Annotated in this window: 16 protein-coding genes; 14 read left to right on the forward strand and 2 right to left on the reverse strand. The window is 62.5% G+C overall.

Annotation, left to right across the window (positions count from 1 at the left end; genetic code table 11):
* The 3 genes from EN949_RS15060 to EN949_RS15070 all read left to right on the forward strand — a co-directional run.
* Positions 1-411, forward strand: a 411-nt coding sequence (locus EN949_RS15060; protein WP_127371715.1) for a transporter substrate-binding domain-containing protein, incomplete at its 5' end; no start/stop codon positions are given.
* 77 nt (positions 412-488) lie between these two features.
* A complete protein-coding gene (locus EN949_RS15065) occupies positions 489-1,196 on the forward strand; it encodes an ABC transporter permease subunit (RefSeq protein ID WP_063168719.1) in 708 nt (235 codons plus the stop codon).
* A 5-nt stretch (positions 1,197-1,201) separates the two neighbouring features.
* Positions 1,202-1,933, forward strand: a complete 732-nt coding sequence (locus tag EN949_RS15070; RefSeq protein WP_063170307.1) for an ABC transporter permease — start codon at positions 1,202-1,204, stop codon at positions 1,931-1,933.
* Between the two features lie 116 nt (positions 1,934-2,049).
* Here the strand turns inward: EN949_RS15070 and EN949_RS15075 are convergent, their stop codons facing one another.
* Both EN949_RS15075 and EN949_RS15080 read right to left on the reverse strand, forming a co-directional pair.
* Positions 2,050-3,267 (reverse strand): FAD-dependent oxidoreductase, encoded by a 1,218-nt coding sequence (locus tag EN949_RS15075; RefSeq protein ID WP_024503251.1) that lies wholly within the window; start codon positions 3,265-3,267, stop codon positions 2,050-2,052.
* A 15-nt stretch (positions 3,268-3,282) separates the two neighbouring features.
* Positions 3,283-4,047, reverse strand: a complete 765-nt coding sequence (locus tag EN949_RS15080) for an HpcH/HpaI aldolase/citrate lyase family protein (protein ID WP_063168720.1) — start codon at positions 4,045-4,047, stop codon at positions 3,283-3,285.
* Positions 4,048-4,165: 118 nt separating this feature from the next.
* Between EN949_RS15080 and EN949_RS15085 the strand changes: the two genes are divergently transcribed.
* The 11 genes from EN949_RS15085 (at position 4,166) to EN949_RS15135 (ending at position 14,182) form a co-directional block, all read left to right on the forward strand.
* Entirely contained in the window at positions 4,166-5,056 is an 891-nt protein-coding gene (locus EN949_RS15085; protein WP_063168721.1) for a 2-hydroxy-3-oxopropionate reductase, read from the forward strand.
* A 5-nt stretch (positions 5,057-5,061) separates the two neighbouring features.
* Positions 5,062-5,874, forward strand: a complete 813-nt coding sequence (locus EN949_RS15090; RefSeq protein WP_013530407.1) for a shikimate dehydrogenase — start codon at positions 5,062-5,064, stop codon at positions 5,872-5,874.
* Positions 5,867-6,673: an SDR family oxidoreductase gene (locus EN949_RS15095; RefSeq protein WP_063168722.1), complete on the forward strand. Its 807-nt coding sequence runs from the start codon at positions 5,867-5,869 to the stop codon at positions 6,671-6,673. The genes EN949_RS15090 and EN949_RS15095 overlap by 8 nt, the downstream gene beginning before the upstream one ends.
* 95 nt (positions 6,674-6,768) lie before the next feature.
* Complete coding sequence (locus tag EN949_RS15100; RefSeq protein WP_013530405.1) at positions 6,769-7,116, forward strand: RidA family protein; 348 nt, start codon at positions 6,769-6,771, stop codon at positions 7,114-7,116.
* Entirely contained in the window at positions 7,017-7,955 is a 939-nt protein-coding gene (locus tag EN949_RS15105; RefSeq protein WP_245461935.1) for a FadR/GntR family transcriptional regulator, read from the forward strand. The genes EN949_RS15100 and EN949_RS15105 overlap by 100 nt, the downstream gene beginning before the upstream one ends.
* A gap of 287 nt (positions 7,956-8,242) precedes the next feature.
* Positions 8,243-8,953: an SDR family oxidoreductase gene (locus EN949_RS15110; RefSeq protein WP_082826690.1), complete on the forward strand. Its 711-nt coding sequence runs from the start codon at positions 8,243-8,245 to the stop codon at positions 8,951-8,953.
* 12 nt (positions 8,954-8,965) lie between these two features.
* Entirely contained in the window at positions 8,966-9,715 is a 750-nt protein-coding gene (locus EN949_RS15115) for an SDR family oxidoreductase (protein WP_063168723.1), read from the forward strand.
* Positions 9,716-9,784: 69 nt separating this feature from the next.
* Positions 9,785-10,735 carry a LysR substrate-binding domain-containing protein gene (locus tag EN949_RS15120; protein ID WP_127366698.1) on the forward strand — a complete coding sequence of 317 codons (951 nt, stop codon included), beginning with the start codon at positions 9,785-9,787 and terminating at the stop codon, positions 10,733-10,735.
* Positions 10,736-10,821: 86 nt separating this feature from the next.
* Positions 10,822-11,856: an amino acid ABC transporter substrate-binding protein gene (locus tag EN949_RS15125; RefSeq protein WP_013530400.1), complete on the forward strand. Its 1,035-nt coding sequence runs from the start codon at positions 10,822-10,824 to the stop codon at positions 11,854-11,856.
* Positions 11,857-11,935: 79 nt separating this feature from the next.
* Positions 11,936-13,099, forward strand: coding sequence for an ABC transporter permease subunit (locus tag EN949_RS15130; protein ID WP_013530399.1), 1,164 nt, complete (start codon positions 11,936-11,938; stop codon positions 13,097-13,099).
* Positions 13,100-13,102: 3 nt separating this feature from the next.
* A complete protein-coding gene (locus EN949_RS15135; protein ID WP_063168725.1) occupies positions 13,103-14,182 on the forward strand; it encodes an amino acid ABC transporter permease in 1,080 nt (359 codons plus the stop codon).
* Positions 14,183-14,193: the final 11 nt, after the last annotated feature.

Below are 14,193 nucleotides of genomic sequence, written 5' to 3' on the forward strand. Positions count from 1 at the left end.
ACGCTGCTGAAGTCGCTCGACGGCAAGAAGGTCGGCGTGCAGGCTGGCACGACCCACGCGCATTTCCTCGAGAAGCGTGCACCGAATGCCGACCTGAAAACCTACGACACGCTTGACCAGATGCAGATCGACCTGGCGAGCGGCCGTATCGACACGGCTTTCGCCGATCAATCCGCCTTGCAGGATTTTCTGGACAAGCCTGACGGCAAGAACTTCCAACTGGTCGGTGTTGAGATCAAGAGCACATACGACCCGACGCTTGGCGAAGGCATCGGCGTCGGCATCGCGCAGGACAACACCGAACTCAAGGTCAAGATCGACAAGGCGCTTTGCGAGCTGATCGCGGACGGCTCGGTCGGCAAGGCAAGCGAGAAATGGTTCAAGACGGACATTTCCCGGCCCTGCAAATAACGCCTTGGAACCCTCGCATGCGCCCGGAGCTCCGGGCGCATGCACTTCATTGGCACGACAAGACTAGGGCAACTCAGATGGAATTCGGTCTCTGGCAGGTTTGGGAAGCGGGTTGGGTGACCGCCATCCTGCGTGGCGCGTCGATAACGATCCTGGTGGGTCTCGTCAGCATGGCGGCCGGGCTGGTGATCGGCATTGTCTGCGGCTTGATCAAATGGGCCCGGATATTTCCGCTCTCGCTGCTCGTTGATGCCTATACCTCGCTGGTGCGCGGCGTGCCCGAGCTGCTCATCATCTACCTCCTGTTTTTCAGTTCGGTTGAATTCGTGACCAAGGTCGTGACCGCTTTCGGCTATGCCGGGGTCGCGGAGAGCGGCTATGCGTTCGTCATCGCGGTCATCGCCATCGGCGCGATCTCCGGCGCCTATTCGACCGAGGTCGTGCGCGGGGCCCTGGGCGCGATCCCCAATGGGCATATCGAGGCCGCGCGCGCGCTCGGGCTATCGGGCGGCCGGATCTTTCGCCGCATCATCGCGCCGCAGATGCTGCGCATCGCGGTTCCCGGAATCAACAACGTCTGGCAGACCACGATCAAGGACACGGCCCTGGTCTCGGTGGTCGGCCTTCAGGAGCTGATGCGCATTTCTTTCATTGGCGCCAATTCCACCCGCCACCCGTTCATCTTCTACCTGATCGCGGCTGTGGTTTATCTGGCCATTACGCTCGTCAGCCAGGCCGGGTTCGACGGCATCGAACGCCTGCTCAGGGTGAGGACGAGAAAGTAGTTATGATGGATCTCATCCAGCTAGCGGTTCCCGTCCTGCTCAAGGGCCTGTGGGTCACAGCGGCACTAACGTTCGTCTCGGTGCTGATCGGCTTCAATCTGGGCCTCGGTTTGGCGCTGATGCGACTGTCGTCGAACCGCTTCCTGTCAGGCTTTGCCAAATATTATTCCAATGTCTTTCGCGGGACGCCACTGCTGGTGCAGATTTTCCTGTTCTATTACGGGCTTGGCCAACTTTCCTCGATCAAGGACAACGCAGCTTTGTGGTGGTTGATCAGCGACGGCGCGCGCTGCGCCGTGCTGGCGCTTGCGCTGAACACGGCTGCCTACACGTCGGAGATCCTGCGCGGCGGATTGATGTCGGTTCCGGTTGGCCTCGTCGAAGCGGCGCAGGCATGCGGCATGTCGCGCATGCTGCGGTTCCGGCGCATCGAGTTTCCGCTCGCCATCCGCCAGGCGCTGCCGGCCTATGGCAATGAGCTCATCCTGGTCGTCAAGGGGACCAGCCTTGCCTCGACGATCACGGTGCTCGAGATCACCGGCTACGCCAAGCGGCTGATGAGCCAGACCTTCGCAATCTTCGAGATCTTCGCCATTGCCGGCGTGCTCTACCTTGTGATCAATCTGCTGTTGATCGCCATCATCCGCGCCATAGAGCGTTTCCTCATGCGCCACGAGGCCTCCTCTGGCCGAGATCTGGCAGCGCCGCAACCAAATCGATCGACCGTGGGTTCGTGACGCCCCTGCTAAGATAGAGCGATCCGAGCGAGTAGTTTTCACGACGTCTCTGACTAAAATGCAATTTCATTGGACGCTGAATGCCCGAGATAAAATGGGTGACCGATCGTCTCGCTTTAGATCACTGCTTCCTCGAGAAACGGCTCGTTGCGATCTATGCGCTCGTAACAGAACGGCGAAAGATCGAGCGTCTGGAAAGCCCCGTGAACGATAAGTTCTGAAACGGCGCGGCCCACGGCTGGCGACTGTTGCAGCCCGTGCCCCGAGAAGCCGTTGGCAAACATGAAATTGGTCACCTGCGGGTGGAAGCCGACGATGCCGTTGTGGTCGAGCATGTTGTACTCGTAGTGGCCGGTCCAACTGGTCTGGACCTTGAGTGCGTCGAAAGACGGAATGCGGTGCCAGAGTGCCGGCCAGATGTAGTCGTCGAACTCTTCATGGTGCATTTCAAAGTCGTCGTAGCCGGCCGGTCCGTCGCCTTGCGGCGTGTTGCCGGTGAGAAAAAGCTCGCCTTCGGGACGCACGAATGTTCCGGAAAGGTCGATGACATTGGGCATCCGGCCGGGGATCGGGTTGGCGCTGGCGAAGACGAAGCTGTAGCGCTTGTAGGGCGCGACCGGGATCGACAGGCCGGCCATGGCGGCCACCTGCTGAGCGCGCGGGCCCGCGGCGTTGACCAATGTTCCGCAGGCAACCGTCTGTCCGGTCGCGAGGCGCACCGAGATGACCCGCCCATCGGCGATGTCCAGCCCTGTCACGGCATTGTCAATATACTCGACGCCGCTGGCGCGGGCTGCGCGGCGGAAACCGTTCATCAGCCCCACGGAATCGAACCAGCCCTCTTCCCTGGCCCCCCAGGAACCGCCACCGAGATCCTCCACATTGAGCCAGGGGAAGCGATCCTTCAGCGGGCCCGGCTCAAGAAACACCGTGTGGGCCCCAAAACTGCGTTGCAGATCGACGCGCTCGCGGGCCGCTTTGACGCCGTCGGGTGAACAGCAGTAAAGATACCCATGCTCCTTGAAGCCGAGGTCGGGCGCCGGTTCGTCCTTGTAGAAAGGTGCCATACGCTCCTGAAATCCGCGGATGACCTCGATGCCGAACTGGCTGATCTTCACATTGATCGGATTGGAATATTGCTGCCGGATCGCACTGGTGGAGAGCGCCGTCGACGAGAATTCGTAGCTCGAGTCGCGTTCGACCACGAGGATCGAGGCGCCGCTGCCCAGCGCCTGGCTCAGCCAGTAGGCCGTGGACGAACCGATGACGGCGCCGCCGACGATGACGATGTCGTAGGCGGTGCGTGACGGCGCTTTGTACCGGGGGATCGGCATGGCTGTATCTCCGGTCTACTGAGTGAACGAAGCGACCAAGGCATCCGAGCCCCGCGCCAGCAGGCCGAGGTCGGAACCAACGGCAACCATGGTGAAGCCGTCGGCGAGGTAGCGGTCGGCATCGGTCTTTGCGGGAGCCAGGATCCCGCTGGCCTTGCCTGCCGCCGTTGCCGCCTTGCGCACCGAGGCGATCGCTTCTTGAACGTGTGCGGCCCCGGGATTGCCCATCGCACCCATATTGGTGGAAAGGTCGCCGGGTCCGACGAAGAGAACGTCGACGCCGTCCACTGCCGCAATTTCCGCGGCATTGGCGACGCCTAATTCATCCTCGATCTGTACGGCGAGAAGCTGCTGCTCACGCGCCTTGGCGTGGTAACCGGCGATGCGACCGAAGCCGTTGGCACGGTGACCGACCGAGAAGCCGCGAAATCCACCAGGCGCATATGTCATAGCCGCGACAATGGCGCGGGCCTGATCGGCCGTCCGCACATTGGGGATCATCAGGCTGCGCGCACCGATATCCAGGGCCTGCTTGATCAGATTGGGATCGTCGGAAGGCAGCCTGACGACGGCCTCGCTGTCGAAGCCGCCCATGACCTGCAACTGGGCCATGATGCTGCGCAGATGATTGGGGCTATGCTCGCCATCGATCAGCAGCCAGCCGGCGCCGGAGCCCGCGACAATTTCCGTCGTCAGGGCCGAAGCCAGCGAGCACCAGATGCCGATATGGGTCCGGCCGGCCGACACGGCAGCCTTCAGCGTGTTGAGGCGCTCTTGCATTTTGCGGTCGGTCTCCGATGAGCGAAAGGACGTTGAAATTTGTATGATGTCCTATATCATACGGCAATAATTTGCTGCAAGATGCAATACGCACCAACCTTCGTACAGGGGTTCAAGAATGAAGATCGGGTTCATCGGGCTCGGTGTGATGGGAGCACCGATGGCGCACCATCTCGTCGACGCGGGACATGAGATCTTCACGGTCCTGAACCGCTCCCCTCTGCCGAAGGACCTTAGGGCATCGGTCGTCGCCTCTCCTGGCGATGTGGCGCGGATGTCCGAGATCATCGTGACCATGCTGCCCGACACGCCAGATGTGGAGCGTGTCCTGCTTGGAGGAAACGGCGTCCTGGAGGGGCTGTCGGCCGATAAGCTGGTCATCGACATGAGCTCGATCAGCCCTATCGCCACTGCGGAATTCGCAGCGAAACTGCGGCAAGCGGGAGCCGGCTACCTCGACGCCCCGGTCTCGGGCGGTGAGGTCGGCGCCAAGGCGGCGAGCCTCACCATCATGGTCGGCGGGCCGACCGCAGAGTTCGAGCGCGCGCTGCCGATCTTTCGGACGCTGGGCAAGAACATCACCTTGATCGGCGAGCACAATGGCGCCGGCCAGACCTGCAAGATCGCAAATCAGATCATCGTCGCGCTCAACATAGAGGCCGTGGCGGAAGCGCTCGTCTTTGCCAGCAAGGCCGGTTGCGACGCGGCAAAGGTGCGCGCCGCGCTGATGGGCGGCTTTGCCTCGTCCCGCGTGCTGGAGGTGCATGGCGAGCGCATGATCGCCCGGACCTTCGCCCCGGGCTTTCGCATGCGGCTTCACCAGAAGGATCTCAACCTCGCGCTCGAAAGCGCCCGCGCGCTTGGCGTCTCGCTGCCGAACACCGCGATGGCGCAACAACTGATGAGCGCCTGCTCAGCCCGACCAGGCGGCGCGGAGGCCGACCACTCGTCCCTCGTCCAGGCGCTGGAGATCCTCAGCGGCCACGAACTGTCAAAAGAAAAGGAGTAAAACCGATGCGCGGAACCGGCAAGGCCGAGATCTTCGTGATGCTGGCCCATCCCGTGGCCCATGCCAAGAGCCCCGGCATATTCAACGAGATCTTCGAGCAGAAGGGCCTCGACAGCCTCATGGTGCCCTTGAGCTGCCGCCCAGAGGATTTCGAGGCCTTCTGGGCCGGCATTACGGCAGCCGAGAATATCAGGGGCGTGATCATCTCGGTGCCGTACAAGGTTGCGGTCTATCACAAATGCACCGCCGCTCACGACCGCGCCGCGAGGGTGCAGAGCGCCAATTCCGTGCGCCGGCTGCCCGATGGCAGCTGGTACGCCGACAATTTCGACGGCGTCGGCTTTATCGATGGCCTCAAGGCAGGCGGACATGAGATTGCCGGCCGCCGCATCCTTCAGGTCGGCGCCGGCGGCGCCGGCGCGTCCCTGGCCTATTGTCTCGCCGAAGCCGGTGCCGAGGAAATCCGCTTGGCCGACATCGATACCGGTCGCGCCGAAAAACTGGCGGCGCTGGTCGCGCAGGTCTTCCCGAAATGCCGCATCCAGGTTGGAGAGGCCGAGCCTTCCGGCATGCATATGGCGATCAACGCCACGCCGGTCGGCATGCACGCCGGCGACCCGCTGCCGCTGGATGTGAGCCGGCTGACCCCGGACATGACGGTCGTCGACATCATCATGGAGCCCGCCGAGACCCCCCTGCTAAAGGCGGCGAAAGAGATTGGCTGCCGCATTCAGCCGGGGCGCCCGATGATGGATTTCCAGGTCCGGGCCATGTCCGAATTCTTCGACATCGAAGGCAAGGGTCGCGGCAATGGCTGAGACATTGACGGCCGTCGTCATCGGCGGCACTTCCGGCATCGGACGCGCGATAGCGCTGCGCTTCGCCGAGGACGGCTACCATCTGGTGGTCGCCGGCAGGGATGCGGCACGGGGCGATGAGGCGGTTGGCGCCTGCGCGGCGGTCGGCGCACCGCGCGCGCTGTTTGTCCAGACCGATGTCGCCGAATCCGGCTCGGTGGAAGCGCTGGCGCAGGCCGTCAGCGACGCGTTCGGTACCCCGCACGTCGTCGTCAACTGCGCCGGCATCCTGCAGAGTGGCAAGCACGTCCTCGACCAGGATCTGGACGAAGACGAGAGGATGTGGCGAGTGAACTATCGCGGCACCTTGCTGGGTTGCCAGGTGTTCGGTCGGCTGATGTCGGCTGCCGGGCGAGGCGCGATCCTGAACGTCGGCTCGCTTGCCTCCTTCGCGCCGCTGTCCCTGCCCGCCTACACGCCCGGAAAGCATGCCGTCCTGGCCTTGACCCAGATCCTGGCCGCCGAGCTCGGTCCGCACGGCGTACGCGTCAATGCGGTGGCACCCGGCTACACGCTTTCGGACGGGCTGAAAGCCAGGATCGCCAAGGGTGAGCGCAACCCCGAAGCCATCCAGGCGACCACCGCGCTGCGCCGCTTCGTCGAGCCGCGCGACGTTGCCGAGGCCGCACTGTTCCTCTGCTCCGACCGGGCCGCATCGATAACCGGCGTCACCCTGCCCGTCGACGCCGGCTGGCTCGTTCAGGCGCCCTACGCACAATATCTGCAGGGAAACCCCATCCGCCAGACGCCGGCAATCTGAGTCCATCCGGCGGAGGCCGGAAATCTGACCCATCCGGCGGAGGCCGGAAATCTGACCCATCCGGCGGAGGCCGGAAATCTGACAAGGACAATCCAATGAGTGACATCAAGCGCTTCGACTTCGACACCCGCATCCACCACGGGGTCATCCACAATGGCACCCTCTACCTCACCGGCCAGGTCGCAAAGCCGGGTCAGTCCGCAGCCGACCAGATGCGCGAGGCGCTTGGCAAGGTCGACGTCCTGCTTGCCAAGGCCGGTACGGACAAGACACGTATCCTTCACGTGCAGATGTGGCTGGACGACATCAGGGATTTCGACGAGGTCAACACGGTCTGGGACGGATGGATGCCGAAGGAGCATGCACCCGCGCGCTCTTCCGGCGAAGGACGGATGGCCAAGCCTGGAATGCTGGTCGAGCTGATCGTCACCGCGGCGGTTTGAATGGCCTTGCCGGTTCGGGCATCATCGCGAATCTGGCTAAGGGGAGACTGATGACGAAGCGCAAACCGCTTTCCACTGTCGTGGCGGAGAGTCTGTCCGAAAAGATCCGTTCCGGATCTCTGCTTCCCGGCGCGCAATTGCCGACCGAGGCGGAGCTTTGTGCCGAGTACGACGTCAGCCGGACGGTGGTGCGGGAAGCGGTGGCGCGATTGCGCTCCGAAGGGATGGTGGTGCCGCAGCAGGGCCGCGGCATGTTCGTCAGCGAAACGCCGGCGCCGCGCAATTTCTCGATACCGGACGAGGCGCTGAGGACCTTGCCGGAAACCATTGCCCTGCTCGAACTGAGATTGAGTGTGGAAGTGGAGTCCGCCGGGCTATGCGCGGAACGGCGCACCGATGCGGAGGCGAGTGGAATCCGAACCCTGATGGAACAGGTCGACGCCCAGCAAGCGGATCCCGCTGTGGTCCAGATCCACTATGACTATGATTTCCATCTGGCGATCGCCAAAGCCGCGCGCAACGAATTCATCCACGGCTTCCTGAGCTATCTCAGGCCGATGATCGTTCCACGCTTTCAACTGGGCTACGTGGTCACGCCGGCGCTCAAGGACAGCTATTACGCACGCATTCACAACGAGCACAAAACCATCGTGGATGCCATCGAAAGGCAGGACGGTCGTGCCGCTCGCCAGGCCATGCGCAAGCATCTGCACAACAGCCTCGGGCGTGTGCGCGCTTTGGCACGGGCTTCGGGCGTCGCGGCGACAGAGGCAGAGCAGCAGGCGGCTGCGGCCTCGCTCTTTACCGATATGAAGAGGCCTGTTTCGACCGGCGGATAGGCCCCGGCTTCGATCACCCAGGCATTCGCACTCACCCAGATTAGCCACCGCATTGCGAAAGCCATGTTTTGGCTCCGCCAGCTGACCTGAACCGTTTCCCGCAGGTTGAGAACATCGTTTTCCCGTCGTTTCCTTCGGTTTTCAGCCTCGGCGCCGAGGTCACCACCTGTCCAGGTTTCGGGCGGGAGAAGAGAATTCGAAAGTTTATCTTTCCTTTTTGCTGGTTTTCTTGGTTTCGCGGCATCGGCCCAGGCCGCAGACTGAATCAGGCAATCAGGGAAGCCAACGTGACGACAGCCTTCATCACAGGTGCAACAAGCGGCATAGGGCGGGCCATGACGATCGCACTGAGCGACGCCGGCTACGATGTCTATGCGGTCGGGCGCAGCCAGGCCGCGCTCAAGGCGTTGCAGGCCGAGCGATCCGGCATCGTGCCCATCGCCGTCGACGTGACCGATCGCGAGGCGCTGGAAGCTGTTCTGGCGGATCTGACCATCGACGTGCTGATCAATAATGCCGGGATCATGCCACCGTTGGGCAATTTCGCCGACATGAAAATCTCCGACATCGACACCACGCTGGAGGTCAACCTCAGCGCGGCAATCCTGCTTACCCGCCTCGTCGTTCCGCAGATGCGCGAGCGGCAGGCTGGCCACATCCTGTTCACCGGCTCCACCGCGGGCCACGCGGCATATTCCAACATTGCCGTCTATTCGGCCACCAAGGCGGCGATATCAGGCTTTGCCGCCGCGTTGCGCGCCGACCTCTCCCCATCAGGCGTCCGTGTCACCGAGATCGTCGCCGGCCGTGTCGAGACGCAGCTCTACCAGGACATCCTCGACGCAAAGGCGCGCGCGGCCATGTACGCCAGCAAAGTGGTGCAGCCGGATGACGTGGCCGGAATGGTGGTCGCGGTACTCGGCCTGCCCGCATGGGCCGACGTTACCCGTTTCGACATCATGCCGACATGGCCAACCTCGCCAAGCGGCGCCAAGTAAGGAAAAACTGGAATGAAGGATCTTTCCGTTCTGATCGTAGGCGGCGGCGCTGGCCTCGGCGCGCTTTTGGCCAGGATGGCTGTAGAGGCCGGGGCTGCAAAGATCGGCATCATCGACATCAACCAGGACGCCGCCGAAGCCGCTCTCGCACCGGCAAAGGCCAACGGCCTGCCGACCGCGGCCGCCCTGTGCGACATCCAGGTCGGCCCTCAGTGCCACGCCGCCTTCGACGCCATCGTTTCGAAGCTCGGGCGTATCGACACGCTGATCAATTGCGCCGCGATCTACCCTCGCCGCCCGCTCCTCGAGATCAGCGACGCCGATTGGGATGCCTCCAATGGCATCAACATCAAGGGCACTTATCATATGATGGTGGCAGCCGTTCGCCACATGCAATCGCAGGAGCCGAAGAGCCATGTGCGTGGCCGGATCGTCAACCTGACCTCTGTCGATGCCTTCAAGGCGCATCCGCAGAACGCCCACTATGCGGCAACCAAGGCCGCCGTGGTCAGCCTGACGCGCTCCTTTGCCCATGACGTCGCAAAACACGGGATCCTGGTCAATTCGGTGGCCCCCGCAGGCATGGCCACGGAGCGGGCCAAGGCCCTCGGCTTCCTCGAGGAACTGGCCAAGGCGAGCCCGCTGGGTCGTGGCGCCGAGCCTGCGGAGATTGCCGAGTGGGTTCTCATGACCGGCGGCCCCAAGAATACCTACATGACCGGAGAAAACGTAATTGTTTCAGGTGGTTATATATACGCCTGAGCTATTTTCGCGCGCCGGCGGCGCTGAATTGTCCAACAGGAACGCAAGCGAAAGGAGGTGGAATAGACGATGACCGGCAAGCTTCGCCTTCCCTCGCTGAATGCGCTTCGCGTCTTCCACGCCGTCGCGCAGCACAAGAGCTTCCGGCAGGCGGCGGATGAATTGCTGGTCACGCCGCAGGCCGTCGGACAGCAGATCAAGCTACTGGAGGACACGCTTCAGGTGACACTGTTCGAACGCAAGGGGCGGTCGGTCGAATTGACCGAGTCTGCCATCCTTCTCTCGCACTATGTCAAAGCTGGGTTCGACGAATTTTCCGAAGGTGTTCGCCGCGTCACCAAGTCGAATTACCGGGACCGCATCAACCTGAATGCGAGCCCCTATTTCGCGACCCACTATTTGCTGCCTCGCCTATCTCTGTTCCGGGAGATATTGCCCGGTGCGGATCTGCGCCTGACGACGATGGTCGATCTGCCCGATTTCGGACGCGACGACATCGATATGACCGTCCAGTGGGGCTACGGCAATTGGCCGGACTACGAGACCATACTGCTGGTGCCTGATCCGAAGGTCATCTGCTGCACTCCGGCCATCGGCGAGAGCATCAAGTCGGCGCAGGACCTGACGTTGTTCACGTTGCTGGACACCGTCAAGTCGAAGCGCCTTTGGCCAGACATTTTACGCCACCTTGCCATCGAGCAGACGGACGGCAACCAAAGCATCAGCTTCGACGATGCCGCGACCATGCGCCGTGCAACCCTGCAAGGCATCGGCGTCGGTCTCGTCTCCGTCATCGACGCCGAGGAAGATTTGAGGTCGGGCGCGCTGGTCGCTCCGGTCGGGCGCGACGCCCTTGCCGATATGCGGCCGGAAGAAGTTCCTGGATTCTACCTGATCGTCCCGCGCGGGCACCTGCGCGTGAAGGCGGTCGCCGCCCTTCACCGATGGCTCGCCCGGCAGGACTGGGGCAGCGATCTGAAGATTTCCTCCGTGCCGAAACCGACCCCGCTTTCCGACTAGGAGCGGCTTTGAGACCGAGCTCCGAAAGAGAACTTTTGGGCCTCCAACAACAAGAAACCAAACAACCTCAACAGTGGAGACGGAACATGAAGACGATGAAATGGGGGGCCGCAGCCATGGCCCTTGGACTTGTGCATTTTGCAGCGCCGGCAGAAGCCGCCGGCGGCAAGACGCTGGAAGCCGTCAAGGCGCGCGGCGTGCTCAACTGCACCGGCCATGACGGGTCTTACCTCGGCTTCGCCGAAGTCGACGACAAGGGCAACTGGAAGGGCATGGACATTGATCTCTGCCGGGCGGTGGCCACGGCCGTGCTCGGCGACCCGGCAAAACTGAAGGTCGTTCCGATCAGCTGGGCGCAGCGCTGGCCGTCCCTGCAATCGGGCGATGTCGACATCATCATCAAGGCGTCAGGCGGCACGCTCAGCCGCGACACCGAGCTCGGCCTGCAATTTTCCATGTCCTATTACCTCGGAACGACCAAGGTGATGGCGCACAAGGAGCTAAACCTCAAGTCGCTCAAGGATGCGGCCGGCGGCACGATCTGCATTCCCGCCGGCACGTCGCAGGAACAGCAGGTCGCGGCCTATACGGCCAAGCTTGGCATCAAGCTCGAACCCGTGCTCATCGAAAAGACCGAGGAGCTCGAGCAGGCCTATTTCTCCGGACGCTGCGATCTCTATGCGCAGTGGGGCCCGACGCTCGCCATTGCGCGCATCGCCAAGAGCAAGGTCGACGACCATGTCATCCTGCCCGACGTGCTCGCCGTCGAGCCTGAAGTCATGATCATGCGCCAAGGCGACGACAATTGGGTTGACATCGCCAACTGGACGCTGAGCACGCTGATCTTCGCCGAGCAGGAAGGCATCACCTCCAAGAACGTCGACGAGGTCAAGGCCAAGCCGACCTCGCCGCAAGTCGCCAAGTTCCTCGGCGTCACGCCAGGCATGGGCAAGGGTCTCGGTCTCGATGATGACTGGGCCTACAAGGTGATCAAGAACGTCGGCAATTACGGCGAAATCTTCGAGCGCGACCTCGGCAAGGACTCGCCCTACAAGATGGACCGCGAGTTGACCAACCTTTGGAACAATGGCGGTGTCCTGTTCCCGCTGGTGATCGACTGATCCGTCCTTAACTCACCCGCTCCAGGCCCCGCCCGGCACAGCCGGGCGGGGTCGGCGACAATTCGGCAAGGATCTTTGGATGGTCAGCCTGCTGAGAAATCAAAAGGTCCGCAACGCGCTGTTGCAGGTCCTCTATGTCGGCTCGATCGCCGCGATGGTGCTTGCCGGCATCGTGATCGCCCGCCGCAACCTGGCTGATCAGGGGATCACCTCCGGATTCGACTTTCTGTTCAAGTCGACGGGTTGGGATGTGAATTTCTCGCTGCTGCCCGCCACGGCCAATGATCCCTATTGGTGGTACTTCCTCATCGGCATCATCAACACGCTGTTCCTGGGGAGCGTCGGCCTGATACTGGCGACGATCGTGGGAACGATCGTCGGTCTGGCGCGGACGTCTTCGAACGATTTGGCGCGGCTGCTCGGCCGTACCTATGTGGACATCTTCCGCAACATTCCGCTGATCCTCCAGGTTTTCTTCTGGTATGCGATCATCACGCACCTGCCGACGCCGCGCAGCGCGCACGAAGCCTGGGGCTTCCTGCTCACCAGCCGAGGACTCTACATCCCATTCCCGAACGTCGGCAGTGCCGCGTTTGCCGCAGCCACAGTGGCTGTGATCGCGGCCATCGTGCTGCCGGCCTGGCTGGGCAGGACGTCGCTCCTTGCCCAGCCGATCGGCCAGCGGCGCACCATCCAGTTTGCCGCCGCCGCAGCGGCACTGGCCTGCGCGACCATCATTCTGGCTCTCGGACGTCTGCCGGATACGCCGCTGCTGGACTTCCCTGCCCTGCAAGGCCTCAATCTGAGAGGCGGCCTGCGTATCCCTCCGGAGTTCGCCACCCTCGCCATCGCCATCGCCATCTATGGCGGCTCCTACATTGCGGAGATCGTGCGCGGAGGCTTCAAATCTGTCGGCACCGGCCAGGTCGAGGCAGCCCTTTCCTTGGGCCTTAGTCCCTGGCGGGTCTTCACGCTGGTGCGGCTGCCGCTGGCGCTGCGTGCCATGCTGCCGATCCTTGCCAATCAGTATGTCTGGCTGATGAAGGCGACGACGATGGGCATCGCCGTGGGCTTCACCGACTTCTTCATGATTGTGGCGCTGACGATCAACCATTCCGGGCAAACCCTCGAAGCGATCGGCATCCTGATGGCAGGCTTCCTCGCCATCAACCTCAGCCTTGCCGCCGTCTTCAACCGCATCAACAAGGCAATTGCCCTCAAGGGCAATCAACTGAGGGGCTGAGAGATGGAGATGGTCATTGTCGCTCCACCCGCTCCCGGCAGGCTTGAGGATCTGAGGCGACGCTTCTTCGCGACGCCGCTTCAGGCGGTGGTGTCGCTGGCCTGTCTGACGATCATGGTCTTCCTGGTCTGGAAGCTGCTGAATTGGGCGGTTTTCTCGGCTGTCTTCACCACCAGCGGCGGGCCGGAAGCCTGCCAGGCGACAGCGGGAGCCTGCTGGTCGGTCATCGCAGCGAGATGGCGGATCATCTTCTTCGGCCTCTATCCCTACGAGGAACAATGGCGCTCGGCGCTGGCCTGCGTCGCCGTTGTGGTGATGACGGTGCTGAGCTGTATCCCGGCGTTCTGGACGGGCCGCCGGATCGCGCTGGTATGGGGAGCCGGAACAGGCCTTTTCTACCTATTGATGAAAGGCGGCGTGCTTGGCCTTGCCCATGTCGGCGAGGAAGCCTGGGGCGGGCTGGCGCTGACCCTGTTCATCTTCGTTACCACCTGCCTGATCGGTTTCCCCTTGGCGATCTGCCTGGCCTTGCTACGCCGGTCGGAGCTGCCCTGGATTTCGCGGACCACCGGCCTCATCATCGACGGGGTCCGGTCGCTTCCGCTGATATCGATCCTCTTCACCTTTGCAGTGGTTCTGCCGTTCGCGCTGCCGCAATGGCTGCAGGGCGATAAGCTTTACCGCGTGATCCTCGGCTCCGCTCTGTTCTTCTCCGCCTATCAGGCTGAGATCGTGAGAGGCGGCATGCAGGGCGTTGCGACAGGACAGGAGGAGGCTGCCATGGCGCTCGGCATGCGCTACTGGCAACGCATCAGCCGCATCCTCCTGCCTCAGGCAATGCGCAACGCGATGCCGGCCACGATCAACCAGTTCGTCATCTCGTTCAAGGAGACCTCGCTGGTGGTCATCGTCGGTTTCTTCGAGATCCTGGCTTCCGGCAATGCCGCCTATGGCACCGGCGAATGGCGCTTCGCCTATGTCGAAGTCTATGCCTTCATCGCCTTCATCTACTTCATCTTCGTCTTCAGCCTATCCCGCTATGGCGCCTTTCTCGAGCGCCGCATGTCGGTCAGCGAACGGTAAGGAGGCGTGCA

The organism is Mesorhizobium sp. M7A.F.Ca.US.007.01.2.1 (genome assembly GCF_003998165.1).
In the GTDB taxonomy this organism is placed as follows: Bacteria; Pseudomonadota; Alphaproteobacteria; order Rhizobiales; family Rhizobiaceae; genus Mesorhizobium; species Mesorhizobium ciceri.